Annotated in this window: 26 protein-coding genes and 1 tRNA gene; 13 read left to right on the top strand and 14 right to left on the bottom strand. The window is 72.4% G+C overall.

The features are described from left to right. Nucleotides 1-7 precede the first annotated feature (7 nt). A complete protein-coding gene (locus HD597_RS04460; protein ID WP_253759222.1) occupies nucleotides 8-988 on the bottom strand; it encodes a LacI family DNA-binding transcriptional regulator in 981 nt (326 codons plus the stop codon). Between the two features lie 229 nt (nucleotides 989-1,217). Between HD597_RS04460 and HD597_RS04455 the strand changes: the two genes are divergently transcribed. Next, on the top strand, nucleotides 1,218-4,598 hold the full coding sequence (locus HD597_RS04455; protein ID WP_253740422.1) for an alpha-L-arabinofuranosidase family protein: 3,381 nt from the start codon (nucleotides 1,218-1,220) through the stop codon (nucleotides 4,596-4,598). A gap of 32 nt (nucleotides 4,599-4,630) precedes the next feature. On the opposite strand, the gene HD597_RS04450 is transcribed toward HD597_RS04455, so the two are convergent. Next, a complete protein-coding gene (locus HD597_RS04450) occupies nucleotides 4,631-5,380 on the bottom strand; it encodes a metallophosphoesterase (RefSeq protein WP_253740421.1) in 750 nt (249 codons plus the stop codon). A gap of 79 nt (nucleotides 5,381-5,459) precedes the next feature. Here HD597_RS04450 and pdxR point away from each other — a divergent pair, with 79 nt between their 5' ends. The 3 genes from pdxR to HD597_RS04435 all read left to right on the top strand — a co-directional run bounded on the left by pdxR (nucleotide 5,460) and on the right by HD597_RS04435 (nucleotide 8,684). Further along, complete coding sequence (gene pdxR, locus HD597_RS04445; protein ID WP_253740420.1) at nucleotides 5,460-6,887, top strand: MocR-like pyridoxine biosynthesis transcription factor PdxR; 1,428 nt, start codon at nucleotides 5,460-5,462, stop codon at nucleotides 6,885-6,887. 23 nt (nucleotides 6,888-6,910) lie between these two features. Continuing rightward, on the top strand, nucleotides 6,911-7,117 hold the full coding sequence (locus HD597_RS04440) for a DUF4236 domain-containing protein (RefSeq protein ID WP_253740419.1): 207 nt from the start codon (nucleotides 6,911-6,913) through the stop codon (nucleotides 7,115-7,117). A gap of 112 nt (nucleotides 7,118-7,229) precedes the next feature. Then, on the top strand, nucleotides 7,230-8,684 hold the full coding sequence (locus HD597_RS04435; protein WP_276082817.1) for a pyridoxal-dependent decarboxylase: 1,455 nt from the start codon (nucleotides 7,230-7,232) through the stop codon (nucleotides 8,682-8,684). Between the two features lie 48 nt (nucleotides 8,685-8,732). Here HD597_RS04435 and HD597_RS04425 read toward each other — a convergent pair whose 3' ends face one another. Next, on the bottom strand, nucleotides 8,733-9,677 hold the full coding sequence (locus HD597_RS04425) for a helix-turn-helix transcriptional regulator (protein WP_253740418.1): 945 nt from the start codon (nucleotides 9,675-9,677) through the stop codon (nucleotides 8,733-8,735). 96 nt (nucleotides 9,678-9,773) lie between these two features. Here HD597_RS04425 and HD597_RS04420 point away from each other — a divergent pair, with 96 nt between their 5' ends. Continuing rightward, nucleotides 9,774-10,295: a nucleoside-triphosphatase gene (locus HD597_RS04420; protein WP_253740417.1), complete on the top strand. Its 522-nt coding sequence runs from the start codon at nucleotides 9,774-9,776 to the stop codon at nucleotides 10,293-10,295. 6 nt (nucleotides 10,296-10,301) lie between these two features. Here HD597_RS04420 and HD597_RS04415 read toward each other — a convergent pair. After that, nucleotides 10,302-10,377 (bottom strand) — tRNA-Ala (locus HD597_RS04415). Between the two features lie 75 nt (nucleotides 10,378-10,452). Between HD597_RS04415 and sigJ the strand changes: the two genes are divergently transcribed. Beyond that, nucleotides 10,453-11,343 carry an RNA polymerase sigma factor SigJ gene (gene sigJ, locus HD597_RS04410; protein ID WP_253740416.1) on the top strand — a complete coding sequence of 297 codons (891 nt, stop codon included), beginning with the start codon at nucleotides 10,453-10,455 and terminating at the stop codon, nucleotides 11,341-11,343. Nucleotides 11,344-11,345: 2 nt separating this feature from the next. Here the strand turns inward: sigJ and HD597_RS04405 are convergent, their stop codons facing one another. The 6 genes from HD597_RS04405 to HD597_RS04380 form a co-directional block, all read right to left on the bottom strand. Next, nucleotides 11,346-12,170, bottom strand: coding sequence for an alanyl-tRNA editing protein (locus tag HD597_RS04405; protein ID WP_253740415.1), 825 nt, complete (start codon nucleotides 12,168-12,170; stop codon nucleotides 11,346-11,348). Next, nucleotides 12,167-13,378, bottom strand: a complete 1,212-nt coding sequence (locus HD597_RS04400; RefSeq protein ID WP_253740414.1) for a CynX/NimT family MFS transporter — start codon at nucleotides 13,376-13,378, stop codon at nucleotides 12,167-12,169. The genes HD597_RS04405 and HD597_RS04400 overlap by 4 nt, the downstream gene beginning before the upstream one ends. A 137-nt stretch (nucleotides 13,379-13,515) precedes the next feature. Then, complete coding sequence (locus HD597_RS04395) at nucleotides 13,516-14,199, bottom strand: SRPBCC family protein (RefSeq protein WP_253740413.1); 684 nt, start codon at nucleotides 14,197-14,199, stop codon at nucleotides 13,516-13,518. A 31-nt stretch (nucleotides 14,200-14,230) separates the two neighbouring features. Beyond that, a complete protein-coding gene (locus tag HD597_RS04390) occupies nucleotides 14,231-14,608 on the bottom strand; it encodes a hypothetical protein (RefSeq protein WP_253740412.1) in 378 nt (125 codons plus the stop codon). After that, on the bottom strand, nucleotides 14,605-14,967 hold the full coding sequence (locus HD597_RS04385; RefSeq protein WP_253740411.1) for a hypothetical protein: 363 nt from the start codon (nucleotides 14,965-14,967) through the stop codon (nucleotides 14,605-14,607). The genes HD597_RS04390 and HD597_RS04385 overlap by 4 nt, the downstream gene beginning before the upstream one ends. Before the next feature lie 11 nt (nucleotides 14,968-14,978). Continuing rightward, nucleotides 14,979-15,680: a TetR/AcrR family transcriptional regulator C-terminal domain-containing protein gene (locus HD597_RS04380; RefSeq protein ID WP_253740410.1), complete on the bottom strand. Its 702-nt coding sequence runs from the start codon at nucleotides 15,678-15,680 to the stop codon at nucleotides 14,979-14,981. Nucleotides 15,681-15,724: 44 nt separating this feature from the next. Between HD597_RS04380 and HD597_RS04375 the strand changes: the two genes are divergently transcribed. Then, a complete protein-coding gene (locus HD597_RS04375; protein WP_253740409.1) occupies nucleotides 15,725-17,080 on the top strand; it encodes a DHA2 family efflux MFS transporter permease subunit in 1,356 nt (451 codons plus the stop codon). Further along, complete coding sequence (locus HD597_RS04370; RefSeq protein ID WP_253740408.1) at nucleotides 17,050-17,544, top strand: 2-thiouracil desulfurase family protein; 495 nt, start codon at nucleotides 17,050-17,052, stop codon at nucleotides 17,542-17,544. Before HD597_RS04375 ends, HD597_RS04370 begins: the two co-directional genes overlap by 31 nt. Here the strand turns inward: HD597_RS04370 and HD597_RS04365 are convergent. Genes HD597_RS04365 through HD597_RS04355 form a run of 3 tightly spaced genes read right to left on the bottom strand, consistent with a single transcriptional unit; the run spans nucleotide 17,520 to nucleotide 19,131 of the window. Then, entirely contained in the window at nucleotides 17,520-17,900 is a 381-nt protein-coding gene (locus tag HD597_RS04365) for a hypothetical protein (RefSeq protein WP_253740407.1), read from the bottom strand. The genes HD597_RS04370 and HD597_RS04365 overlap by 25 nt on opposite strands. 41 nt (nucleotides 17,901-17,941) lie before the next feature. Beyond that, entirely contained in the window at nucleotides 17,942-18,544 is a 603-nt protein-coding gene (locus HD597_RS04360) for a TetR/AcrR family transcriptional regulator (RefSeq protein WP_253740406.1), read from the bottom strand. After that, complete coding sequence (locus HD597_RS04355; RefSeq protein WP_253740405.1) at nucleotides 18,544-19,131, bottom strand: hypothetical protein; 588 nt, start codon at nucleotides 19,129-19,131, stop codon at nucleotides 18,544-18,546. Before HD597_RS04355 ends, HD597_RS04360 begins: the two co-directional genes overlap by 1 nt. 27 nt (nucleotides 19,132-19,158) lie before the next feature. Here HD597_RS04355 and HD597_RS04350 point away from each other — a divergent pair, with 27 nt between their 5' ends. From HD597_RS04350 to HD597_RS04335, 4 genes are all read left to right on the top strand, one after another. Next, on the top strand, nucleotides 19,159-19,836 hold the full coding sequence (locus HD597_RS04350; protein ID WP_253740404.1) for a response regulator transcription factor: 678 nt from the start codon (nucleotides 19,159-19,161) through the stop codon (nucleotides 19,834-19,836). A gap of 10 nt (nucleotides 19,837-19,846) precedes the next feature. Continuing rightward, a complete protein-coding gene (locus tag HD597_RS04345; RefSeq protein WP_253740403.1) occupies nucleotides 19,847-21,169 on the top strand; it encodes a sensor histidine kinase in 1,323 nt (440 codons plus the stop codon). Nucleotides 21,170-21,210: 41 nt separating this feature from the next. Then, nucleotides 21,211-22,251 (top strand): lytic polysaccharide monooxygenase auxiliary activity family 9 protein, encoded by a 1,041-nt coding sequence (locus tag HD597_RS64215; protein ID WP_276082815.1) that lies wholly within the window; start codon nucleotides 21,211-21,213, stop codon nucleotides 22,249-22,251. Between the two features lie 159 nt (nucleotides 22,252-22,410). Continuing rightward, nucleotides 22,411-23,781, top strand: coding sequence for a Dyp-type peroxidase (locus HD597_RS04335; RefSeq protein WP_253740402.1), 1,371 nt, complete (start codon nucleotides 22,411-22,413; stop codon nucleotides 23,779-23,781). 7 nt (nucleotides 23,782-23,788) lie between these two features. Here the strand turns inward: HD597_RS04335 and HD597_RS04330 are convergent, their stop codons facing one another. Then, nucleotides 23,789-23,944, bottom strand: coding sequence for a hypothetical protein (locus tag HD597_RS04330; protein ID WP_253740401.1), 156 nt, complete (start codon nucleotides 23,942-23,944; stop codon nucleotides 23,789-23,791). Between the two features lie 97 nt (nucleotides 23,945-24,041). Between HD597_RS04330 and HD597_RS04325 the strand changes: the two genes are divergently transcribed. Then, entirely contained in the window at nucleotides 24,042-24,722 is a 681-nt protein-coding gene (locus HD597_RS04325) for a GAP family protein (protein WP_253740400.1), read from the top strand. The last annotated feature ends 27 nt before the right edge of the window (nucleotides 24,723-24,749 follow it).

Genomic DNA, 24,749 nt, shown 5'->3' with positions numbered 1-24,749 from the left:
TACGGCTCTAGACCCGGGCCGTGCTGGCCCTGGGCACGAAGGTGGGCGGCACCACGAGCCGCTCCCGCTCCTGCGGGCCGCCTTCGAGCTGCCGTACGAGCACCTCGATGCTGTGCCTGCCCACCGCGTCGAAGTCCTGCCTGATGGTCGTGAGCGGCGGCGAGAAGAACTCCGACTCGGGGATGTCGTCGAAGCCGACCACGCTCACCCGCTCGGGCACTCTCACCCCCTGCTCCGTGAACGCCCGCAGCACGCCGAGCGCCATCTGGTCGTTGGCGACGAACACCGCGGTCACGTTCCTCATGCTCGCCAGGCTGCGCCCCGCCTCGTATCCCGAGCGCGGGCTCCAGTCACCGGCCAGCGGTCGCGGGGCCTCGCGGCCCGCCTCCTCCAGCGCGGCCCGCCACCCGGCCACGCGTCCCTCCGCCTCCAGCCAGTCGGACGGCCCGCTGACGTGCCAGACCGTCTCGTGCCCCAGCGACAGCAGGTGCTCGGTGGCGAGCCTGCCTCCCGCTACCTGGTCGACGCAGACCACGGACACGTCGCCCGCCTGCCCGCCCTCGACGGCGACGGTGGGCACGCCGAGCGGCAGGTCGGCCAGCGCCTGGGCGGCCGAGCGCTGCGGCGCGACCACCACGATGCCGTCCACGCCCTGGTCGGCCAGGTAGTCGAGGGCATCGCGCACGCCGGCCTTGTCGATCGACTTGAGGCTGACGATGCTGACGAAGTAGCCGGCCGCCCTGGCCGCCTGCTCGATGCCGTAGACGGTACTGGCCGGGCCGTACAGCGTGGTGTCGAAGCTGACCACTCCGAGTGTTCTGGAGTGTTTGGTGACCAGGGCGCGGGCGACGAGGTTGCGGCGGTAGCCGAGCTTGTCGATCGCCTCGAGCACCCGCGTCCGGGTCTCGCTGCGCACGTTCGGATGATCGTTGAGCACGCGGGAGACCGTCTGATGCGACACGCCGGCCTCCCTGGCCACGTCGGCCATGACCGGCAGGCGGCGCCCCAGGGTGGATCCCACAGCCGTGCTCCTTTCCTGGCTTGGCCCCGACTGTGAACGCTAACAAGAGGTGTCGTCAATAGCTCGCCGCATTACGGTCGGGTTACACGGAAGGGTCTTGACGCCCGCCCTGAGCACTCCTTACGTTGTCGCCGTTCGCCGTTGTTAACGCTCACTTGATTGTTAACGCTAACAACTCTTGAGGAGCCCCCCGCTCATGTTGCGAATCGTGTTATCCGCCCTGCTCTTAGCCGGTTTGCTCACCGCACCCGCGGCCGCCGCGGCGGCCGAGCCCATCCCCGAAGGCGCCGTCGTGGACCAGTTCGACGGCACCACGCTCGGCGAGGACTGGACGGTGCTCTCGCCGGACGACTCCCGCTGGAGCCTGTCGGACGGCGCCCTGCGCCTGGACACCCTGACCGGCGACACCCACCAGGCCACCAACAACGCCAGGAACCTCTTCCTCGTGGACGTCCCCGACGGCGACTTCGAGGTGGTCACCAAGCTCAGCGCCCCGGTCACGCTCGACTACCAGAGCGCCGGCCTGCTGGCCTGGCAGGACTGGGACAACTACGTGCGCGCCGGCCTGGCCCACGTCGGGTTCGCCGGCGGCCCGGTGATCGAGACGGCCACCGAGGTCGGCGCGGCCTTCACCTCGGCCTTCGCGGCCAGGCCCGGCTCCGCCGCCGAGATCGTCAAGCTGGCCAGGACCGGCGACGAGTTCACCTCCTCCTACTGGGACGGCACGGCCTGGGTGCAGGCGGCCAGGATGACCGCCGACCTCGAGGTCGGGCAGGTGGGGCTGTTCGGGCTGTCGGCGCAGAACGGCACGTCCGTGCGGGCGGACTTCGACTACTTCGCGATCAAGGCGGCCGAGGGGGCGGCCGTGGTGCCGGAAGGGCCGTTCACGCTGCGCTCGGAGGCGGCGCCGTACCTGACGGCCGACCGCTCGGGCGTCGTGCGGGCCTCGTCGAAGGCGCCCATGACGGGGCTGGTCCTCACGGCCGAGGCCGGCGCGCTGAAGGACACCGCGAGCGGCAGGTACCTCCAGGCCGGCGACCCCGTCCGGCTGGGCGCGCAGGCCACTCCCTTCCAGCTCAAGGACGCGGGCGGCGGCAAGGTCACGGTCTCCTCCGGCGGGCGCAGCCTCGCGGTCAGCGACGGCCGGCTCGTCCTGGGCGCGGACGCGACGAAGTTCCGCGTCGAGAGCTACACCTCGGGCAGGCTGAGCGTCGACACCAGGGCACGGGGCACGAAGGTCAGCCCCGACCTGTACGGCGTCTTCTACGAGGACATCAACCACGCCGCCGACGGCGGGCTCTACGCCGAGCTGGTGCAGAACCGCTCGTTCGAGTTCAACTCCGTCGACGAGCCCTCCTACACCGGCCTGACCGCGTGGAGCGAGGTCGAGCGCGGCGCCACCGTCACGCCCGTCGTCACCGGCGAGGACCCGCTGAACGTCAACAACCGCAACTACCTGCGGCTCGACGTGACGGGCGAGGGCACGGCCGGGGTGAGCAACGCCGGATTCAACCGCGGCCTGCCGCTCGCCGCGGGCAGGCGTTACGACTTCTCCGTCTGGGCCAGGCGCGCCGAGGCGGGCCCGCTCACGATCACCGCCGAGAACGGCACGACCGTGCTCGGCACGATGACCGTGCAGGTCAAGGCGGGCGGCTGGGCCAAGTACCAGGCGTCGTTCACCGCCTCGGGCACCACCGACGCGGCCCGGCTCGTCGTGCGGGCCCCCGCCGGGCGGACCGACCTGGACATGGTCTCGCTGTTCCCCCGCGACACGTTCAAGGGGCACGGCATGCGGACCGACCTGGCCGAGCTGATCGCCGATTTGAAGCCGCGGTTCCTGCGCTTCCCCGGCGGCTGCGTGACCAACGTCGGCACCTACGAGCCGTACGCGGAGACCGGCGACCGGCGCCGCATCTACCAGTGGAAGGAGACCATCGGCCCGGTCGAGGAGCGGCCGACGAACTTCAACTTCTGGGGCTACAACCAGAGCTACGGCATCGGCTACTACGAGTACTTCCAGTTCGCCGAGGACCTCGGCGCCGAGGCGCTGCCGGTGCTGTCGGTGGGCGTGAACGGCTGCGGCGAGAACCGGCCGCTGACCGACGAGGCCAAGCTGGCCCGGTGGGTGCAGGACACCCTCGACCTGATCGAGTTCGCCAACGGGCCGGTCACCTCGCCCTGGGGGAAGAAGCGGGCCGAGCTGGGGCATCCGAAGCCGTTCGGGCTGGAGTACATCGGGCTCGGGAACGAGGAGATCTATCCGGAGTTCTTCACCAACTACCCGAAGTTCGCCGACGCGATCAGGGCGGAGCATCCCGACATCAAGATCATCAGCAACTCGGGGCAGACGTCGCAGGGCGCCTGGTTCGACCGCATGTGGCAGTTCGCCCGCGACCAGAAGGCCGACCTGGTCGACGAGCACTACTACAACAACCCCGACTGGTTCCTGGCCAACAACCACCGCTACGACACCTACGACCGTCAGGGGCCGAAGGTGTTCGTGGGCGAGTACGCCTCCAGGGGCAACACGTTCTACAACGCGCTGGCCGAGGCGTCGTACATGACCGGGCTGGAACGCAACTCCGACGTGGTGGAGCTGACCTCGTACGCGCCGCTGCTGGCCAACGTGGACTACGTGGACTGGACGCCGGACCTGATCTGGTTCGACAACGACCAGGCGTACGGGTCGCCGAGCTACCACGTCCAGCGCCTGTTCTCCACGAACGTGGGCGAGCGCGTGGTGCCCAGCACGTTCGAGGGCGAGACCAGGCCCGTCGAGGACGTCAAGGGGGCCGTCGGCCTCGGCGCCTGGAACACCGCGGTGCGCTACGACGACGTCAGGGTCACCGCGGCCGACGGGAGCGTGCTGCTGTCGGACGACTTCTCCGCCGGCGCCGGCGACTGGACTCCCGGCCTGGGCACCTGGGCGGTGCAGGACGGCGCGTACGCGCAGACGGCGCAGGTCGAGGACGCCAGGTCCACGGCCGGCTCGGCCGACTGGTCCAATTACACGATCGAGGTGACCGCCCGCAAGACCGCCGGCGCCGAGGGCTTCCTGGTGATGTTCGGGGTGCGTGACACCGGCAACTTCTACTGGTGGAACGTCGGCGGCTGGAACAACACCCAGTCCGCCGTCGAGAAGGCCGTCAACGGCGGCAAGTCCTCGATCGCCACCTCGTCCACCACGATCGAGACCGGCCGCGACTACCGCCTGAAGGTGCAGGTCAGCGGGCGCCGGATCACGACGTGGCTGGACGGGCAGCAGATCAACGACTTCGTGGACAGCTCCCGGGTCGAGCCGCTCTACCAGGTGGTGTCCAGGAACGGGAAGTCCGTGACGCTGAAGGTCGTCAACGCGCAGGACACGGCCGTGCGCAGCGGCGTGGACCTCGGCTCCGCCCGGTTCAGGCCCACGGCCACGGTGACCTCGCTGACCGGCGCGCCCTCCGACACGAACTCGATCGCCGACCCGGACCGCGTGGCGCCGGTGCGGCGGCAGGTGAGCGGCTTCTCCTCGGCCTTCACCTACGACTTCCCCGCCCACTCGGTGACGTTCATCGAGCTCACCGGGCGATGACGCCCTGGGGGGCGGGCGCCTGGGCCCGCCCCCTACGGGACGGCGCGGAAGTGCGTGGTGATCCGGCCCTCGTCGTCGAGCACGTGGAAGGCGATCAGCGGCGGCAGGGCGAAGTCCACGCAGGTGGCGAAGCTCGTCCCGCCCTCCCACGGCAACGTCAGCGTGGACACCACCCCGCCGCCGACCAGCAGCGGCCTGCCCGCGAACGTGGTGGCGGCGGCCGTGTGGGCGTGCCCGGTCAGCACGGCGGGCACGCCGGCGCGGCCGGCGAGCAGCGCCTCCAGCCGTGCCGTCTCGTGCATCCTGATCCCGTCGCACGGCGGGCCGTGCAGCTTCACGGGCGGGTGGTGGAACGCCACGAACACCGGCAGGCCCGCGCTGTCGTCCAGCACGCCTTCCAGCCAGGCGATCGTCTCGTCGTCCAGATGGCCCTCGTCGCTGCCCGGGATGGAGGAGTCGCACATCGCGTAGACCGCGCGGCCGGTGCGCAGGACCTGGTTGACCGGGCCGTCCGCCGGCTCCTCGCCCAGCAGGGAGCGGCGGAACTCCCGCCTGACGTCGTGGTTGCCCGGGCCCACCAGGACGGGGTGACGCGAGGCGAGCAGCTTGGCGGCCGTCTCGTACTCCTCCGGCGCGCCGTGGTCGGCGATGTCGCCCGTGACGAGCACCGCGTCCAAATCGCCGGGGATCGTGTCCAGGTAACGCATGACGGCGGCGGTGCGGGCGACGCTCTCGGGGGTGGCGCCGATGTGGATGTCGCTCAGGTGAGCGATCACGATCATGGGGCTCTCGTTTCTTCCTCGTTCGGGCTGCTCACCCACCGTAAGCCCGGGCACCGGACCAAGGGTAAGGTCCGGTTCCGTGCGCAAAGCCTGGGCCGGTTACGGAGTGGACCTGCATCTGGAGCTCCCCGCCGGGAGCGGGCGGCGGCGGGCGCTGGAGGAGGCGCTGCGGCAGGCGGTCAGGGACGGGCGGCTGCCGCGCGGCACCCGCCTGCCCTCCAGCCGCGCGCTGGCCGCCGAGCTGCGGTTGTCGCGGGGCACGGTGAGCGCCGCGTACGACCAGCTCGTCGCGGAGGGCTACCTGGCCACGCGCCCCGGCTCCGGCACGGAGGTCGCCACCACGCCCTCCGCTCCCGAGCTGGTGTCAGGCGCGTTCCCCGGCGAGGCCGCGCCGGTGCGCGACCCGCGCGAGGCCACGCCGGTGCACGACCTGCGGCCCGGGCAGCCGGACGTCTCCACCTTCCCCGCCCGGGCCTGGCTGCGCGCCACCCGGCACGTGCTGGCCACCGCGCCCGCCTCCGTCTTCGGCCCCTGCGACCCGCGCGGCCGGATCGAGCTGCGCACCGCGCTGGCCGCCTACCTGGCCAGGACCCGCGGCGTGCTCACCACCCCCGACCTGATCGTCGTCACCACGGGCTTCGTGCAGGCGATCAACCTGATCGCCGCTGTCACCGGTGGCCCGTTCGCCATGGAGGACCCCGGTCACGACTTCTACCGCGAGGTGGTGAGCAGGGCCGGGCGCGAGGTCGTGCCGCTGCCGGTGGACGAGCTGGGCGCGCGGACCGGCGCCCTCACGCCCGCCGTGGCCGCCGCGGTCGTCACGCCCGCCCACCAGTACCCCATGGGCGTCCCGCTGCACCCGTCGCGCCGCCTGGCGCTGCGCGAGTGGGGCGGGCTGGTCGTCGAGGACGACTACGACGGCGAGTTCCGCTACGACCGCCAGCCCGTCGGCGCGCTCCAGGGCACGGCGCCGGAGCAGGTCGTGTACTGCGGCACCACGTCGGAGACCCTCGGCCCGGCCATGCGCCTGGGCTGGATGGCGGTACCGCCCGCGCTGATCGGCCCCGTCACCGAGGCCAAGCTGCACGCCGACGCCCACACCGAGGTGCTCGGGCAGCTCGTGCTGGCCAGGCTGATCGAGACCCACGACTACGACCGCCACGTCCGCGCCGCCCGCCTGCGCTACCGCCACCGCCGCGAGCTGCTGCGCGCCCGCCTGTCCGCCGCGCTGCCGGGCGCGGCGCTGCCCGGCGTCGCGGCCGGCCTGCGCGCGCTCCTCCTGCTCCCCCCGGCCGGCCCTTCGGAGGCCGAGGTCCTGGCCGCGTGCGGGCGGGCCGGCGTCGCCCTGCGCCCCGCCTCCCCCCTCTGGCACGGGCGGGGACGTGACGGCCTGCTCATCGGGTACGCCGCCCCCTCGCAACGCGCCTACCCCCGGGCGCTGGACGCCCTGGCGAGCATCTTGGCGGGCGGGGAACCCCGCGGCCGTCCCGGCCGTTCTTCTGGATGAGCGCACGATGGCGGAGGAGGGGCATGGGCTGGCACTACCGCAAGTCAATCAAAGTGGGGCCGTTCCGGATCAACCTGTCACGGCACGGCGTCGGTCACAGCTTCGGCAATCGGCGCTTCAACGTCTCGACCGCCCCTGACGGCCGCCGCTACGTGTCCGTGCACCTGCCGGGCGGCATCCACCTCAGCAAGGCCATCGGTGGCAAGCGCCACCGTCACTATCGTTACTGACACTCGGCGGTCCCAGACCGCTTGAGATAGAACGGGCCGGGGGCGAAAGCCTCCGGCCCGTCCACTTCCCCGGCCCCCGCCGCGGCGGCAGAGTGGTCGGATGAGCCCTCACATGACCCCTGAGGAGTTCCGCCGCCACGGCAGGCAGGTCATCGACTGGATCGCGGACTACCTCGCAGGCATCGAGTCCCACCCCGTGATGTCCCAGGTCAAGCCGGGTGAGATCCGGCGCGCCCTGCCGGCGTCCGCGCCCGAGCGCGGGGAGCCGTTCGAGAGCGTGCTGTCGGATCTGGGGCAGATCCTGCTGCCCGGCATCACGCACTGGCAACATCCCGGCTTCTTCGCCTACTTCCCCTCCAACGCCAGCGGCCCGGCACTCCTGGGAGATCTGCTGGCCGGCGGGCTGGGCGTGCAGGGCATGTTGTGGGTGACCAGCCCGGCGTGCACGGAGCTGGAGACCGTGGTGGTCGACTGGCTGGCCGAGCTGATCGGGCTGCCGGAGCGCTTCCGCACCGACGCGGCGGGCGGCGGCGTCATCCAGGACTCCGCGTCGAGCGCCTGCCTGGTCGCGCTGCTGGCGGCGCTGCACCGGGCGAGCGGCGGCCGGGTCGCGGCCGAGGGCGTGGACCGGCGCTACACGCTGTACGTGACGTCGCAGACGCACTCCTCGCTGGAGAAGGCGGCGCGGATCGCCGGGCTCGGCGCGGCGGGCGTGCGGGTGGTGGACGCGGACCCGGACACTCTGGCCATGGACCCGTCCCACCTGCGCGAGCTGCTGGCCGCGGACGAGGCGGCGGGCGCCGTCCCCGCGATGGTGTGCGCCACCGTCGGCACCACCTCCACCACCGCCGTCGATCCGGTGCCCGCCATCGGCGCGGTGTGCCGGGAGCGCGGGGTCTGGCTGCACGTGGACGCCGCCTACGCCGGGGTCGCGGCGATCTGCCCGGAGCTCCGGTGGCTGAACGACGGCGTGGCCGAGTACGCGGACTCGTACGCGACCAACCCGCACAAGTGGCTGCTGACCAACTTCGACTGCGGCGTGCTCTGGACGGCCGACCGCGGCCCGCTCCTCGGCGCGCTGTCGATCCTGCCCGAGTACCTCAGGAACCCCGCCACCTCGACCGGCTCCGTCGTGGACTACCGGGACTGGCAGGTGCCGCTGGGCCGCCGGTTCAGGGCGCTGAAACTGTGGTCGGTGATCCGCTGGTACGGGGCCGAGGGGCTGCGCGCGCACATCCGCAAGGGCGTCGGCCTGGCGGCGGAGCTGGCGGCATGGATCGCCGCGGACCCGGGGTTCGAGCTGCACGAGCAGCACCCGCTCGGGCTGGTGTGCCTGCGCCCCCTGTGGCCGGGCCTGGACGACCCGGCGGAGGCGGACCGGGCCACGCTGGGGCTGATGGAGCTGCTCAACGCGAGCGGGTCGATGTACCTGACGCACACGAGGATCGCCGGCCGGGTGGTGCTGCGGCTGGCCGTCGGGGCCGCGGCGACGGAGCGGCGGCACGTGGAGCAGGCGTGGGAGCAGATCCGCTGGGAGCACGCGGCCCTGTCCTCGACCCTGCCGTGACCATGGGGGCCACGCGGCCCACGCGGCCCCGCCTCGACCCTGCCGTGACTAGGAGTAGCGCTCGACGAGCTCGGCGCCGATCCTGGCCAGCTCGGCCCGGACCTCCTCGGGCTCCTCGACCTCCACCCGCGCGCCCCACCCGGCGAGCTGCTCGGCGATCGTCAGCGCCATCGGCGCGGCCACCCGGGCCCGGACCCGCCCGTCGCCCGCCTCCCCCAGGCTCTCGAAGTGCCGCCCGAAGTGGTCGCGCAGGATGGGCAGCAGCCGGGCGGAGATCAGCACGGTCGCGGAGACGGTGGCGCGCCGCCGCTCCATCTCCTCCACGACCCCGGCCCAGGCCCGCGACAGCTCGAAGTCGTCCGGCCGCTCGAACTCCTCCTCCGTCACCTCGGCCGCGACGATCCGGTCGACCCGGAACGTGCGCTGCCCGCGCTCGGTGCCCGCCAGCAGGTACCAGACGTCGTCCTTGTCCACCAGGCCCCAGGGGTCGACCAGCCGCTCGGTGCGCTCGCCGGCGCGGCGGCCCGCGTACCCGAGCCTGACCCGGCGCCGGCGCACGGTGGCGCGTTGCAGGACCCGCACCAGCTCGGGCCGCTCCTTCTCCGGCTCGCCCCAGCGGGCGGGGTCGACGACCACCGCCCCGGCCGCGGCCTCGGCCTCCTGCCTGAACGTCTGGGGCAGCGCCCGCAGCAGCTTGCGCAGCGCGGACCTGAGCTCGGGCGCGTCGGGCGCGGCCGGCCCGGCGAGCAGGAACAGCGCCTGGGCCTCGTGCGCGGTGAGCCCCGTCAGGTCGGTACGGGCGCCGCCCAGCAGCGACCAGCCGCCACCCCGCCCCGCCTGGGGGTAGACGGGGATGCCGGCGGCGGACAGCGCTTCGAGGTCGCGCCGCGCGGTGGCCACGGACACCTCCAGCTTCTCGGCCAGCTCGGCGGCGGTCACCCGGCCACGCGCCTGCATGAGCAGCAGCGCGGCCACCAGTCGGTCAGCTCGCATGCCCCCATTCTGCGCGCTGAAGTGCTCACCGGATGAGCACTTATGTCAGCGGGCCTCGCGGTGTCCCGCTCGGGCGCGTTCTGCCATCCTGGTGCCGTGTCCAGGCCGCGCATCCTGCTCACCGCCCCGCCCCGCACGGGCAAGACCACCGTTGTCCGCCGCCTCGCGGGTCTCCTGCGGGCGGCCCAGGTGCCGATCTGCGGCTTCCTCAGCGACGAGGTACGCGAGCGCGGGCAGCGGGCCGGCTTCACCGTGGAGGACTTCGCGGGGCACAAGGCCGTGATGGCCCACCTGTCGTGGGTCACCGGCCCGCGGGTCGGCAGGTACGGCGTCAACGTGCCCGCGTTCGAGCGTATCGCGCTGCCGGCCATGCAGCAGGCGCTCACCGCGCGGGGCGCCGTGGTGCTCATCGACGAGATCGGGCCCATGGAGCTGCTGTCTCCGGCGTTCGTGCCGCGCTGCGTGGCGCTGTTCGAGGCCGGCGTGCCGATCGTGGCCACCGTCCACCAGCGCACGCACGCCTCGCTCAAGGCACAGATCGACGCCGATCTGATCACCGTGACACCGCGGAACCGCGACGAGCTCCCGGAGAGCCTCGCCCGTCTCTTCGTGCCGTGACAGGGGTGGTGGAGCTATGGGGATTCGAACCCCAGACCTCCTCCATGCCATGGAGGCGCGCTACCAACTGCGCTATAGCCCCTTGCGATCAACAAGTGTAACGGAGTTCTGAACCCCTTGTGTCACGCCGGGACTTCCGTGGTACGTCTATGGTTTTATGTCGACATTTGAGGATCATCGCGGCGTGCTGGTCGCGGTCGCCTACCGGATCCTGGGCAGCGTGGCCGATGCCGAGGACGTCGTGCAGGAGGCGTGGCTGCGCTGGTCCGGGGTGGACCAGACGGCCGTCGAGGATCCCAAGGCGTTCCTGATCACGGTGACCTCGCGGCTGGCCATCGACCGGCTGCGGTGGGCGAAGTCGCGGCGCGAGTCGTACGTGGGGCCGTGGCTGCCCGAGCCGATCAGCACCGCGCCCGACGTGGCCGAGCACGCCGAGCTGGCCGACTCCGTGGAGATGGCGATGCTCGTGGTGCTGGAGACGCTGTCGCCGCTGGAGCGGGCGGTGTTCGTCCTGCGGGAGGCGTTCGACCTGCCGTTCTCGGAGATCGCGCAGATCATCGGGCGGGCGGAGCCGGCCACCAGGCAGCTCGCCCGGCGGGCCAGGGACCACGTGCGGGACAAGCGGCCGCGCTTCGACGTGGACAGGGACGAGCGCCGGCGGGTCACCGAGCGGTTCCTGGGCGCCTCCGCGGGCGGCGACCTGGACGCGCTGATCGAGCTGTTCGCCGACCAGGTGTCGATGGTCAGCGACGGCGGCGGCAAGGCCAGGGCGGCGCTGCGGGTCATCACCGGCGCCGAGAACGTGGGCCGCTACCTGCAGTCGATCAACAGCCCGGCGAACATCGCCAAGTTCATGGCCTCGATCGGCAGGTCGCAGCTCGCCGACCTGTCGTTCGCGGTGGAGACGCTGAACAACGCGCCCGCCATCGTCATCTCGGCGGAGGGCCGCGTGATCAGCGTCATCGCACTCGTGATCGCGGACGGCAAGATCGAGACGATCTACGTGCTGGCCAACCCGGAGAAGATCGGCCACCTGAAGCCGTCCTGAGCTCAGCCGGCGCGGCCGGTGCGCATGGTGAGCGTGGCGTCGTCGAGCGACAGCTCGGCGACGATCCCGGCCAGCTCCCCCGTGCGGCCCACGTGGGTGCCGCCGCACGGGATGGACGCCTCGCCCTCCGGCAGCGTGCAGTGCCACGTGCGACGGGCCGTCAGCCCCCGGTCCGGCGCCTCCACCCGGACCGGGGCGTCGGCGGCCACCCAGGCCGCGAGCTGGTCGTTGACCTGCCGGGCGAGCTTCCCCGGGTCGAGGTCCTCGGCGGAGAAGCCCTTCTTGCGCAGCGACTTGCCCAGGCGGTAGACGTCCACGCTGCCGTACGGGTTGATGCGGGAGGAGGTGATGGCCGCCTGGTCGAAGTCGGGGCGGCCGAGCGAGTCGGGCCGGGCCTCCTTGCGCCACCGATCGGCCAGGGCGGCGTTGAGCGCCAGCGCGGCCAGGTGGCAGCCGGTGTGACCGGCGCAGAGCCCGGCGCGGTAGCCCGCGTCCACCTCCAGGTCGACCTCCGCCCCCACGGGCAGCGGCGTCCCGGTCATGTGGACGACCAGCCAGTCCCAGCCCTCGGCGCCGCGCCGGGCCGGGATGTCAGGGCCGAGGAAGATCTCGCCGGTGCCGGACCTGGCCCCTGTCACGCAGTCGACGACCGGCAGGCCGCCGATCGTGCCACGGTCGGCGGGCTGGTCGGGCCAGGTGTGGTCGAGAGGATGGAACGGGGTCTCGGAGACGACGAGGCCGTGCCGCTCCCCCGCCGGCACGGCCTCGACGATCGTGGAGCGGCCACTGGTCAGGCCGCTGGGGAAGGTGACGAGGGTGGAGTTCACCCGGCCATTCTCTCGTCCTCCAGGTAGCGGTTGCGGCCGGCGTACAGGCCGGTCAGGAGCTGCGCGGCGAGGACCACGAAGATCAGCGTGTACGGCACCGCCCACCCGCCGGTGGCCTCGCGCAGCACGCCCACGAGCAGCGGGCCCGCGCCCGAGATGAGATAGCCGGCGCTCTGCCCGAAGGCCGACAGCGCGGCCGTGGTCTCCGGCGTGCGGGTGCGCAGCGCCAGCATCATCAGCGCCAGCGGGAACGAGCCCATCCCCACCGCGACGAACACGACCCACACCATGGCCGTGGAGGGGGGCGCGAACCACAGCCCGAGGAAGCCGATCACGTAGAACACGACGAGCCCGACGACGGTGGGCCGCTGGTCGCGGAAGCGGGAGGCGATCATCGGCACGGCGATCGAGACGGGGATGTTCAGCGCGGTGAACACCCCGAGGATCAGCCCGGCCTCGGAGGTGGTGTAGCCGCTGTCGGTGAGGATGGTGGCGAGCCAGCCGAACATGATGTAGGCGATCATCGACTGGGTGCCGAAGTAGACCGCGATCATCCAGGCCAGCTTGCTCTTGACCATGCTGCGCAGGCCCGTGTCCCGGCCGCCCGTGTCCCGCTCCGGCTCACTGCGCAACAGCGCAAGCCACGGAATGGCGGCGACAGCGGCCAGGGCCGCCCACACGCCGAGCGCGATGTGCCAGTCCCCCGAGGCACGCTCGATCGGCACGGTCGCGGCGGCGGCCAGCATGGTGCCGGCGGCCAGGGCCGTGGTGTAGACGGTGGTCATGATCCCGGTCCGGGCCGGGAAGTGACGCTTGATCAGTGTCGGGATCAGCACGTTGCCGACGGCACCGCCGGACAGCGCGACCGCGCTGCTCAGCAGGAACACCGGGGCCGAGCCGGCCAGCGACCTGACCAGCAGCCCGACGCCCAGCGTGACGAGGGCGAGCAGCAGCAGCCGGTGCTCGCCGATCCGCCTGGCCAGCGTCGGGGTGATGGCGCCCACGCTGGCGAAGGCCAGCACGGGCAGGGTGGTCAGCAGCCCGGTGCCGACGCTCGTCATGCCGAGGCCGGCGGCGAGCTGGTCGAGCAGGGGGCCGACGCTGGTGACGCCGGTGCGCAGGTTCAGTGCGGCGAGGACGATTCCCAGCACGAGGAGCCAGGCCAGCGGGGTGGTTCTGCCTCGGGACTCTTGGGCGAGCACGCTCATGTCGGGAACGGTCCTCCACTCATCAAATCATGGGACGAATGACACCTTAACAGGACCGAAATATGCATTTATTCCTGGCGACAAGCGTCAGGCACGACAAAACCCCCGGAGCCGGGCTCCGGGGGCTTCGTGGCAGCTCACAGCACAGGAGGAGGCGGCGGCTGCCCCGGACCCTGGGGAGTTCCAGGACCGCCAGGAGCGCCGGGAACGCCCGTGGAGCCCGGAGGCACCGGCCCCGGAGGCGGCAGCGTGCCGCCCGGCGAAGCGCCGCCACCACCGGCGGGCGGGTAGTCGCCGCCCACCGTGCCCGGTGGCACGTTCCTGGCGCTGTCGCCGTACGTGGAGCCCTGCTCGTGCTCGCGCTGGTGCGGCCCCGGCACGTCGCCGCGCCAGCCGCCGGTCTCGTCACCGCGCGACTCGATGAAGGTCTTGAAGCGCTTGACGTCGCCGACCACACGCATGCGCACGAGCTGCAGCTTGTCGCCCGCGGTCTCGACCAGGCCCTCGGGGTCGAACTCCATCTGGAGCGTGACCCTGGTGGTGCCCTCGTCGAGCCGGTGGAAGGTCACCACGCCCGCCTGGTGCGGCTTGTCGACGCTGCGCCAGGCGATGCGCTCGTCGGGGTGCTGCTCGGTGATCTCCGCCTCGAACTCGCGCCTGATCCCGGCGATCTCCGCCACCCAGGCCGTACGCGTGTCACTGAGCTGCTTGACCGACTCCACGCCGTCCATGAACTCGGGGAAGCTCTCGAACTGCGTCCATTGGTTGTAGGCCACCCGGACGGGGACCCTGACATCTTCGGAATGTTCGATCGTGCTCATGGGGTCTGTCACTGCCCCGCCACGCCGGGCGTTAACGCCTGCGCCGCAGCCAGAACAGGCCCACGAGGGGCAGCACGAGAGGGATGAACAGGTAACCCCTGCCGTACGCCGACCACACGGTCTCGTCGGGGAAGGCGGCCCGGTCCAGCAGGCTGAGCGTGCCGATGATCAGCACGCCGGCCAGCTCGATGCCGAGCGCCACCAGCGCCAGGCGGCGCGCGCCGCGCCAGAGCGCGACCGTGAGCAGGATGTAGACCAGCGCCGCGAACGCCGACAGCGAGTACGCCAGCGGCGCCTCGCCGAACCTCGTGGCGATCTGCACGGCCGCCCGCGCCCCCGCGGCCAGCGAGAACAGTCCGTAGACCGCGATCAGCGCGCGGCCGGGCCCCGAGCCGATGGCGGTCGTCACGCCGTGCCCTGCCAGATCTGCAGGAGCCTGCCCGTCATCACCGCGACCGCGAAGCCGGCCACACCCAGGATCGCCGGCCCCCACCTGCTGCGCTCGGCCAGCGCCAGGAACACGCCCGCGGGCGGGATCAGCACCACGCCGCCGACGTAGCCGAACAGCGTGACCTGGTCGTCAGGCCCCCGCCCGCCGGCCACCCCCGCGATCACGAACCCCGCCTGCACCAGCACGGCGACTTCCAGCAGGGCGAACCCGACCAGCAGCACCATGCCCATCGGCCGGTCGCGGATCGCGACGACCAGGCTCATCAGCATCAGCAGCAGCGAGCCGGAGATGACGATCGTGGAGACGGTGGTGTTCATCGGGGGTAAGGCTATCGCCCGGCGCCGCCGCCCCCGATGGAGCCCTCCATCCCGTCGAGCACCCAGTTGAGCCCGCGCTCGAAGTTGTCGTCGGCCCCCTGCACGCCCTGCTCGATCATCGGCGCCAGCCGCGGGAACTCGCCGCCCTCGATCAGCTCCCTGATGTACGGCTCCGCCAGCGCGGCCCGTTCGCCGGCGTCGACCCCCTGCTCCCTGGGCGAGCGGCGCTCCACGGCCTGCCTGACCACGAACCCGGTCATGTAGTCGTTGAAGGCCGCCAGGAACCGCCAGGCCGTCAGCCGGTCGACCCCGAGCCCGTCGAAGGCCGACAGCTTCTGCTCCACGTGCCGCAACCCGTTGGGCCCCACGGCCACCCGGTGGGAGATCAGGTCGACCCGCCACGGATGCCGGCGCACCAGCTCCAGCTCGCGCCGGGCCAGCAGCAGGAGCGCCTCGCGCCAGCCGGCGGGCAGGGGCTCCTCGGCCACCGCCTCGGCGGCGATCTCGTCGGCCATCAGCGCGAGCAGGTCCTCCTTGCGCTCGATGTAGGAGTACAGCGTCATCGCGCGGGCGTCGAGCTCGGTGGCCACGCGCCTGATCGAGACGGCGTCGAGCCCTTCGGCGTCGGCCACGGCGATGGCCGTGGCGACGATCGCCTCCCGGGTCAGCACCGGGCGGCGTGGCGGGGTCGGTCTCGACCAGATCGAAGTCACGGCACCGATTCTAGACAGCGTACGAAAGTGTTACGGTGTACGACATGCGATACGCCGTACGAACCTCCTTCGGGGCCACCGGCCTGGTCGTCCTGCTCGGCGTCGTCATGACGATGCTCGACACCACGATCGTCAACGTCGCGCTCGGCGCCCTGGCCCGCGACCTCCACACCACGATCGCCAGTGTCCAGTGGGCGGCCACCGGATACCTGCTGGCCATGTCCATGACGGTCCCGGTCACCGGCTGGGCGGTCGGCAGGTTCGGCGTGCGCAACGTCTGGCTCGCCTCGCTCGCCCTCTTCGTCGCCGGCTCCCTCCTCTGCGCCGCCGCCTGGTCGCTGGGGAGCCTGGTCGTCTTCCGCGTCGTGCAGGGGGTGGGCGGGGGCCTGCTCCAGCCGGTCGGGCAGCTGATGCTGGCCCAGGCGGCGGGCAAGGAGCGGATGGGCCGGGCGATGGGACTGATCTCGGTGCCCGCCATGCTGGTGCCCGTGCTCGGCCCGCCGCTCGGCGGGCTGCTCGTGCAGGGCCCGGGCTGGCGGTGGCTGTTCCTGGTGAACGTGCCGGTCTGCGCGGTGGCGCTGCCGGCCGCGTTCCTGCTGCTGCCCCGCGAGAGCGGCGCGGGGCAGCGGCAGCGCCTCGACGTGCCCGGCCTGGCCCTGCTCTCACCCGGCCTGGCCGCCGTGATCTACGGGCTGTCGGAGGTGGGCAACGGGGCCTCGCCGCTGCACCCGGCGCTGTGGATCGGCCTGGCCCTGGTGGCGGCCTTCGCCCGGCGGTCTTTGCGTGACACGTCCCTGCTGGACCTGCGGCTGTTCGGCGATCGCACGTTCGGCGCGGCGGTGCTCGCCCTCGCCTGCTACTCGGCCGCGATGCTCGGCTTCACCGTGCTCGTACCGCTCCACAGCCAGCTCGCCGCGGGCGGCACCGCGCTGGAGGCGGGGTTGCTGCTGGCGCCGATGGGCATCGGCGCGGCCCTCACGATGCCGCTGGCCGGCAGGCTCACCGACAGCAGGGGGCCGCGCGGCGTCGCCGCGGCGGGGGTGGTGCTGGTGGTGGCGAGCATCGCGGGGTTCGTGCTGGCCGGCGGGCCGGTGCCGATGTTCGCGCTCGGCCTCGGCCATGGGCTGGTGGCCACGTCGGTGATGGCGGCCGCGTTCCGGACGCTGGAGGCTGCCGCCATTCCGGCGGCGACCACGCTGAGCACGATCACGCTCCGGCTCGCCGGGCCGTTCGGGGTCGCGCTGGCGGCCGTGCTGCTGCAGGTGCTCACCAGGGCGGGCGTGGCGCAACCGTTCCCGTACACGTTCTGGGTGGCCGCCGGGCTGGCCGGGGTCTCGCTGCTGCCGATCGCGCTCATAGGATCGGGTACGTGGAGAGGATCCTCGTCAGCGCCTGCCTGATGGGCCGCAAGGTGCGCTACGACGGCGGCGCGAAGACCAGCTCCGACGCCTGGCTCGCGGGGTGGCGCGAGGAGGGGCGGCTGGTGCCGTTCTGCCCCGAGGTGGAGGGCGGGCTGCCGGTCCCGAGGCTCGCCGCCGAGATCGAGGAGGGCGCGGGCGGCTCGGCGGTGCTGGCCGGCACAGCCCGCGTGCTGGCGGCCGACGGGGCCGACGTGACCGCCGAGTTCCTGGCGGGGGCGCGCGGGGCGCTGGAGGTGGCGCGCGCGCACGGCATCCGGATGGCGGTGCTGAAGGAGGGCAGCCCCTCGTGCGGAGCCCTGGCGATCTACGACGGCACCTTCCAGGGGCGCAAGGCTCCGGGGCAGGGCGTCACGACGGCGTTGCTGGAGCGGAACGGCATCCGGGTCTTCAGCGAGGAGCGGCTGCCCGAGGCCGCCGGCTACCTGCGCACCCTGGAGACGTAGAAGGCGCCGCTCAGCCCGGCGGTGAGCGCGACCGCCATGACGCTGTGGTACCAGGTGAGCAGCGCGCTGCCCGCCTCCGGGCCGAAGGCCAGCGCCAGAATCCCGAGCAGCACGCCGCCGAGCGCCGCCGCGTGCGTGTAGATCAGGCCGTCCCAGGCCCACGCCCGCCGGGCCAGCGCGCCGTACCCGCCGCCGATCAGCACCACGCAGCACAGCGTCTCCACGATCGCGGCCGGCACGATCACCGGCTCCCGTACGGGCCCGAGCCCGGCTCCGGCGTGCAGCAGCGCGAACGTCGCGAAGACCAGCGCGTAGAGCAACGACAGCCCGCCCAGCAATGTCCGGAGTGCGTCCATGCCGCCACGCTGTCACGGCACGGGGCGAGCCGGAATCGTCTCTAGGGAGTCGGCTCCGCTACGCCCGGAGATGTAGGCAGCAGCCGCCTCACCAGGCGGATCGCCTCGTCGATCGTCACCGTCGCGTCGCGGTCGGACTCGCATGCCGCCACCTCGCGGCCGGCCTCGCCCATCATGGTCGTCAGGAGCACCACCAGCACCTGGCTCTCCCGCGAGTCGTCCAGGCCGAGCAGCCGCTTGTTGCCGCCGATCCAGTTCCAGCCGCGCTGCCTGCGCAGCGTGGCGAACTCGACCGGCCCGTCGCTCTCCAGGAACAGCCTGGCCACCTCGCGCTGCTCCCACGAGCCCTCCAGGTACGCGCGGGCCCCCGCCAGGAACTTCTCGGCCTCGCCCGCCTCCTTGACGGACTTCGCCGCCCGGGAGGTGCGCTCCTCCTGCCCGCGCATGAACTGCTCCCACAGCGCCAGGAACAGGCCGGGCTTGCCGCCGTAGTGGTGGTACAGGCTGCCGACGCTGATCCCGGACGCCTCCACGATGTCGGCGACCGTGGCGTCGGCGTACCCCTTGGCCAGGAAGACGTCGCGGGCCGCGCGCAGCAGCGAGTCGCGGGTGCCGCTCGACCGGCTCCAGCGTCGGCTCCTCATCAGTACTCCCAGGTGTCGGTGCGCCGCTCGTGACCGATGCAGAACACGCCCGTGCCGTGCTCGCCCTTGACCAGGTCCACCCGGATCCAGCCGTCGGCGCGGGCGATCTTGGCGGTGTAGCCGCTGACCGGGGTGGCCGAGATCAGGCGGCAGCCGTCCTGGCCGAGCGTGAAGGCCACCTCCCCGCCCTTCACCTTCACGACCTTGAGCGACGGAGCGGGCGCCGGAGCGGTCGGCTGCCCTGTCGGCGGCACAGTCGGCGGCACAGTCGGTGGTTTCGTCGCCGGCGCCTTGGTGCGCCGCTCCTGCGGTGTGCCGCGTGGCGTCGGCGTGACAGGCGACGGCACGGGGGACGCGGGCGCGGAGGACGCCGGTGTGGGGGACGCCGGCGCGGCGGAGGGCGGCGTGGCGGGCGCGCGCGTCGCGGCCCGCTCGTCCGCCGCGATCGTCTGCGCGAGGAACGGCTCGACGTCCACGTCGTCCACGAACTCGTTCCGCAGCACGTCACGCACGCCGAACCATGAGACCGACACCGCGACCGCGGTGGCACCGCACCAGATCGCCGTATATCTCAGGGCTCGACGCATGAGACGCATTATGTACGGTGGGGCCCCATGGCGACGGTTCTCGTAGTCGAAGACGACGAATTCGTCAGATCGGCGATCATTCACGAGCTCGGCCGGCGGGAGCACGCCGTCCGCAGCGCCGGCTGCGCCCTCGACGCGCTCCGGGAGATCTCGCAGTCCCCTCCCGACGCCGTCATCCTCGATCTGGGCCTGCCCGACCTGGACGGCTCGGAGGCGCTGCGCATGGTGCGCGGCATCTCCGACGTGCCGATCATCGTGGCCACCGCCCGCGACGACGAGAGCGAGATCGTCAGGCTGCTGCGCGCCGGCGCCGACGACTACCTGGTCAAGCCGTTCTCCGGCGAACATCTCAGCGCCCGCCTGGACGCCGTGCTGCGCCGGGCCAGGTCGGCGCCCGCGCCCCGCACGATCGCGGTCGGCGGCCTGGTCGTGGACATGGACCGGCGCGAGGCCGCGCTCGACGGCGGGCCGCTGGCGCTGACCAGGCGCGAGTTCGACCTGCTCGCCTACCTCGCCGCCCGCGCCGACCGGGTGGTCACCCGCAAGGAGCTGCTGGCCGAGGTCTGGCGGCTGGCCTACGGCGACGACCAGACGATCGACGTGCACCTGTCGTGGCTGCGCCGCAAGCTCGGCGAGAGCGCCTCCCGGCCCCGCTACCTGCACACCGTACGCGGCGTCGGGTTCATGTTGTCCGCGCCCCGATGAGAGGCCCCCGATGAGGCGGACCCTCGCGGTGCTGATGGTCGCCGTCACCTCGATGGTCGCGCTGGCCTTCCTGGTGCCGCTGGCGCTGATCGTCAGGGAGACCGCGCAGAGCAGGGCCGTCGCGGGCGCCGAGCGGCAGGCGTCGGCGCTGGTGCCGGTGCTGGCGCTGACGACCAGCGGCGACGACCTCGGGCTCGCGATGGCGCGCACCGAGGCGGGACGGCGCGGGCTGCTGGCCGTGCACGTCACCGGCGGCGCGACGGTCGGCACGTCGCGCGCGCCGGCCGGGCAGGTGGCGGGGGCCGCCGCCCGGACCAGGGCGAGCACGATCGAGCTGGACGGCGGCTACGTGCTGCTGCGTCCCGTGGCGCTGGACGGCGACCGGGGCGCGGTGATCGAGGTGTTCGTGCCCGCCGACGACCTGAACCGGGGCGTGCTGTCCTCCTGGGCGGTGCTGACGGGGGTGGCCGTGGTGCTCGTGCTCGGCTCGGTGCTGGTCGGCGACCGGCTCGGGGCGCGGGTCGTACGGGCCTCGCGCCGCCTCGGCACGGCGGCCGCCGCGCTCGGCTCCGGCGACCTGAGCGAGCGCATCCACCCCGACGGGCCGCCCGAGCTCAAGGCGGCCGCCAACGCCTTCAACACCATGGCCAACCGGGTCACCCACCTCCTGGCGGCCGAGCGGGAGCTGGCCGCCGACCTCTCGCACCGGCTCCGCACGCCGCTGACCGCGCTCAAGCTCAGCCTCGACCAGCTCGGCCCGCAGGCGGAGCCCAGCAGGCAGGCGCTGGCCCGGCTGGAGGGCGAGGTCACCGCGATCATCTCGGCGGCCCGGCGCCCCGCACGCGCGGGCCAGTCGTCCGGCAGGTCGTTCGGCAGGTCGTGCGACGCGGCCGAGGTGCTGCGCGAGCGGCTGGCGTTCTGGTCGGCGCTGGCCGAGGACCAGGGGCGGCCGTGGCGGCTCGTCGGCGCCACGCTTCCGGTGCGGGCGCCCGTACCGGCCGGGGAGCTGACGGCGGTGGTGGACGCCCTGCTCGGGAACGTCTTCCGGCACACGGCGGAGGGCACCGCGTTCAGCGTCACGCTGCACGAGGGCCGCGGCGTGGTCGGCGTCCTGGTCGCCGACGCGGGGCCCGGCATCTCCGACCCGGAGGCGGCGCTGGAGCGGGGCGCGAGCGGGAGCGGGTCCACCGGGCTCGGGCTGGACATCGCGCGGCGGCTGGCCGAGTCGACCGGCGGGTCGCTGCGGCTGGATCGTGCGTCGCTGGGCGGGGCTCAGGTGCAGGTGTGGTTGCGGCTTGAAAAGCTGTCTAAGCCAGCCTTAAAGGACACTTAAGCCCGATATTTCGGCATTATCGGTGCTCCAAGGTGTTCTGCATGCAGATCAACCGCAAGGCGCTCATCGCCACCACCCTGGCCGCCCCCACCCTGCTCGTGCTCGCCGTCGCCCCCGGCGCCGCCTCCGCCCACGGCACCATGAGCAACCCGCCCAGCCGCACGATGGTCTGCTACAGCGAGGGCCCGGAGAGCCCCAGGTCGGCCGCCTGCAAGCAGGCCGTGGCCACCGGCGGCACCCAGCCCCTGTACGACTGGAACGAGGTCAACATCGCCGACGCCGCCGGCCGGCACCGCCAGATCATCCCCGACGGGAAGCTGTGCAGCGCGGGCCGCGACAAGTACCGCGGCTTCGACCAGGCCCGCGCCGACTGGCCGGCGACGACCATGGCGAGCGGCGCCACGCACACCTTCAAGTACCGGGCGACCGCCCCGCACAAGGGCGCCTTCGAGCTGTACATCACCGACGAGAGCTACGACCCGGCCAAGCCGCTGACGTGGTCGGACCTGGAGTCCACGCCCTTCCACACCGTGACCAACCCGACGGTGGCCGAGGGCTACTACACGATGACCGCCAAGCTCCCGTCCCGCCAGGGCCGCCACCTGATCTACGCGATCTGGCAGCGCAGCGACAGCCCCGAGGCGTTCTACTCCTGCTCGGACGTGGTCTTCGGCCAGAGCAACCCCTCGCCTGCGCCGACGCCGACCGGCACGCCGACGGCGACCCCGAAGCCCACCCCGACGACCTCCACCCCGAAGCCCACCTCGACGACCTCCAGCCCCAAGCCGACCTCCACCACCACACCCCCTCCGGGCGGCAACGCCCTGGCCGCGATCAACGCGGGCGTCGGCGTCGCCCCCGCCACCGCGACCGCGGGCGCACAGGTGAAGGTGACGGCCGTCTGCAGCGGCTCCCAGGTGCGCGACGTCACCTCCGCCGCCTTCACCCCGGCCAGGAACCTGCCCGGCACGCCCACCGTGGCCTGGACGCCGAGCCTGAAGGCGGCCAAGGCCGGCACCCACGCCGTGACCGTGCGCTGCAAGGACGGCAGCGTGGCGCGGACCTCGATCACCGTCGGCTGATCGGGAAATGCAGGCTGTCCCTTTCCTGGAAACTTTCCCGGCTGCTCGCGAGTCGTACTGGTGGGGCGCGTCGGAAGACGGGGGATCGCTGGGGAGCGGTCGCGCCGTGGCGCGTGTTAGGGGGCCCGATTTCATCGGAAACGGGGAAGGGACACGGCAATGCCTGTCGACCTGAACAACGAACGACCCCTGGCCTGGGACTCGGCCACGCTCGACGCGGACACCAAGGCGATGCTCGACAACCTGCAGCCCAACATCCTGCGGGCGCACGTGCGTGAGCACCTGTCCGTGCTGTTCGTCCGGTTCAACGACGTGGCCGAGGGCAGGGCGTTCCTGCGCTGGGTCGCGACCACGAAGATGAAGTCGGCACGCAAGCACATGCAGGAGGTACGGGACTTCGCCGCCGGCCGCCACCGCGGAACCCCGTACGTCGGCATCGGCATCAGCAAGGCCGGTTACCGCGACCTCGGCCACTCGGTGGAGGACGTGCGCGAGTTCGGCGACCCGGTCTTCCGCGACGGCATGAAGCGGCGGGTCGCCGAGGTCGACGACCCGCCGGTGGAGGAGTGGGACCGCGCCTTCCAGCGCGAGATCCACGCCGTCATCCTGATCGGCGACGCGGAGGCGGAGCCGGTGGAGCGGCTGCGCGAGGAGATCCTCGGCGAGCTGCCCGACAGCGCCCGGCTGCTCGGCGAGGAGCGGGGCCAGGGCATGCGCAACCCGGCAGGCGACGGCATCGAGCACTTCGGCTACGTGGACGGCCGCAGCCAGCCGCTGTTCCTGAAGGACGAGGTGGACAGGGAGCCGAAGGAGCACTGGGACCCGGCGTTCCCGCTGAGCAACGTGCTGGTGCCCGACCCGTTCGCGCCGAACCCGGTGCGTCACCACGGCAGCTACCTGGTGTTCAGGAAGCTGGAGCAGAACGTGCGGGCGTTCAAGGAGATCGAGCGCGACCTGGCCGACACCCTCGGCCTGGCCGGGGTGGACCGCGAGCGGGCGGGCGCCATGCTCGTCGGCCGCTTCAAGGACGGCACCCCCCTGACGCTCAAGCCCAAGCCGGGCGGCGGGCCGGTGGCCAACGACTTCACCTTCGACGGCGACGACGGCTCGAAGTGCCCGTTCGCCGGCCACGTCAGGAAGACCAACCCGCGCTCGTTCGGGCGCGAGGTGCTCATGGCGCGGCGCGGCCAGACCTACGGCGAGCGCGCCGACGAGCCGTGGGACGACTCGCCGCCGGAGAACCGGCCGAGCGGGGAGGTCGGGCTGCTGTTCATGGCGTTCAACAGCAGCCTGCTCGACCAGTTCGAGTTCACCCAGCAGAGCTGGGCCAACAACCCGGGCTTCGAGGTCGAGGCCACCGGCCACGACCCCGTCATCGGGCAGGGCGAGCGCGACATCAAGGTCGCCTTCCCCAAGGCGTGGGGCAAGCCCGAGCTGTCCGGGCCGCAGGCCCAGGTGGCCCAGACGGTCACCATGAAGGGCGGCGAGTACTTCTTCGCGCCGTCCCTGGCCTACCTGCGTAACCTGTAACGGGATCTCAGCTCGCCTTGATGCACGTGAGGCCGAGGGTGCCGGCGACGAGCCGCTCCCGGAGCCTCGCGGGCAGGCGGGTGAGCAGGCCGATCAGGCGCGCCTCGCCGGCGAGGGCCTGGCCGCGGTGCGGGGGTGGCTGACGTCGGGAGAGGTCGATCACACGCTGCCGATCCAGTCCCAAGTGAGCAGAAGGATGTACACCGGGTTCGATCCGGCGAAGGAGGCGGGCGCCCGCCCGCGTTCAGCATGATTTCCTCATGACCATCGCGCTGCTGCTCGCTCTCGCGGGCCTGGCGGTGCTCGACAGCACGAGCTTCGGCACCCTCGGAATCCCCGTCTACCTCATGCTCAGCCTCGACCGCTCCCGGACCACCCGGTTGCTGATCTACCTCGCCACCGTGACGATCTTCTACTTCCTGGTGGGCGTGGCGCTCATGCTCGGGCTGACCACCGCGATGGACACCTTCGGCGACGCGCTCCACAGCAGGGCCGCCTACGCCGTGCAGCTCGTGCTCGGCGTGGGGCTGTTCGCGCTGAGCTGGCGCTTCGACCCCAAGTGGCGCGCCAAGCGGGGCCTGCCCGAGCGCACCTTCGAGCCCCGGGTGGGCGGGCCGCGCACGATGATGCTGGTGGGGCTGACCGCCGGGGTGCTGGAAGTGGCCACCATGGTGCCGTACCTGGCCGCGATCGGCATGATGACGACCGCGGGGCTGGCGGTGGCCCAGTGGGCGCCGCTGCTGGGGGCGTACGTGCTGATCATGATTCTGCCGGCGCTGGTGCTCATGGCCCTGCGCGCGGGGGCGGGGAAGTGGCTGGAGCCGAAGCTGGAGCGGCTGCGCGCGTGGCTGGTCAAGCACTCGTCGTCGATGCTGAGCTGGGGCATGGCGATCGTCGGCTTCCTGCTGGCCAGGGACGCGGCCGCCCACCTGTTCCTCTAGCCGGGTGCGGCGCGGGAGCATACCGGC

Source organism: Nonomuraea thailandensis (genome assembly GCF_024172165.1).
Lineage (GTDB): Bacteria > Actinomycetota > Actinomycetes > Streptosporangiales > Streptosporangiaceae > Nonomuraea > Nonomuraea thailandensis.
This window is presented reverse-complemented; position numbering and strand designations above follow the sequence as displayed.

Coding starts and splice junctions, on each gene's coding strand:
- HD597_RS04440 (WP_253740419.1), top strand. CDS start 6,911: ATGGGCTGGCACTACCGCAAGTCAATCAAAGTGGGGCCGTTCCGGATC.
- HD597_RS04455 (WP_253740422.1), top strand. CDS start 1,218: ATGTTGCGAATCGTGTTATCCGCCCTGCTCTTAGCCGGTTTGCTCACC.
- HD597_RS04425 (WP_253740418.1), bottom strand. CDS start 9,677: ATGCGAGCTGACCGACTGGTGGCCGCGCTGCTGCTCATGCAGGCGCGT.
- HD597_RS04325 (WP_253740400.1), top strand. CDS start 24,042: ATGACCATCGCGCTGCTGCTCGCTCTCGCGGGCCTGGCGGTGCTCGAC.
- HD597_RS04335 (WP_253740402.1), top strand. CDS start 22,411: ATGCCTGTCGACCTGAACAACGAACGACCCCTGGCCTGGGACTCGGCC.
- sigJ (WP_253740416.1), top strand. CDS start 10,453: ATGTCGACATTTGAGGATCATCGCGGCGTGCTGGTCGCGGTCGCCTAC.
- HD597_RS04375 (WP_253740409.1), top strand. CDS start 15,725: ATGCGATACGCCGTACGAACCTCCTTCGGGGCCACCGGCCTGGTCGTC.
- HD597_RS04350 (WP_253740404.1), top strand. CDS start 19,159: ATGGCGACGGTTCTCGTAGTCGAAGACGACGAATTCGTCAGATCGGCG.
- HD597_RS04355 (WP_253740405.1), bottom strand. CDS start 19,131: ATGCGTCGAGCCCTGAGATATACGGCGATCTGGTGCGGTGCCACCGCG.
- HD597_RS04395 (WP_253740413.1), bottom strand. CDS start 14,199: ATGAGCACGATCGAACATTCCGAAGATGTCAGGGTCCCCGTCCGGGTG.
- HD597_RS64215 (WP_276082815.1), top strand. CDS start 21,211: ATGCAGATCAACCGCAAGGCGCTCATCGCCACCACCCTGGCCGCCCCC.
- HD597_RS04450 (WP_253740421.1), bottom strand. CDS start 5,380: ATGATCGTGATCGCTCACCTGAGCGACATCCACATCGGCGCCACCCCC.
- HD597_RS04345 (WP_253740403.1), top strand. CDS start 19,847: ATGAGGCGGACCCTCGCGGTGCTGATGGTCGCCGTCACCTCGATGGTC.
- HD597_RS04435 (WP_276082817.1), top strand. CDS start 7,230: ATGACCCCTGAGGAGTTCCGCCGCCACGGCAGGCAGGTCATCGACTGG.
- HD597_RS04400 (WP_253740414.1), bottom strand. CDS start 13,378: ATGAGCGTGCTCGCCCAAGAGTCCCGAGGCAGAACCACCCCGCTGGCC.
- HD597_RS04460 (WP_253759222.1), bottom strand. CDS start 988: ATGGCCGACGTGGCCAGGGAGGCCGGCGTGTCGCATCAGACGGTCTCC.
- HD597_RS04365 (WP_253740407.1), bottom strand. CDS start 17,900: ATGGACGCACTCCGGACATTGCTGGGCGGGCTGTCGTTGCTCTACGCG.
- HD597_RS04360 (WP_253740406.1), bottom strand. CDS start 18,544: ATGAGGAGCCGACGCTGGAGCCGGTCGAGCGGCACCCGCGACTCGCTG.
- HD597_RS04385 (WP_253740411.1), bottom strand. CDS start 14,967: ATGAACACCACCGTCTCCACGATCGTCATCTCCGGCTCGCTGCTGCTG.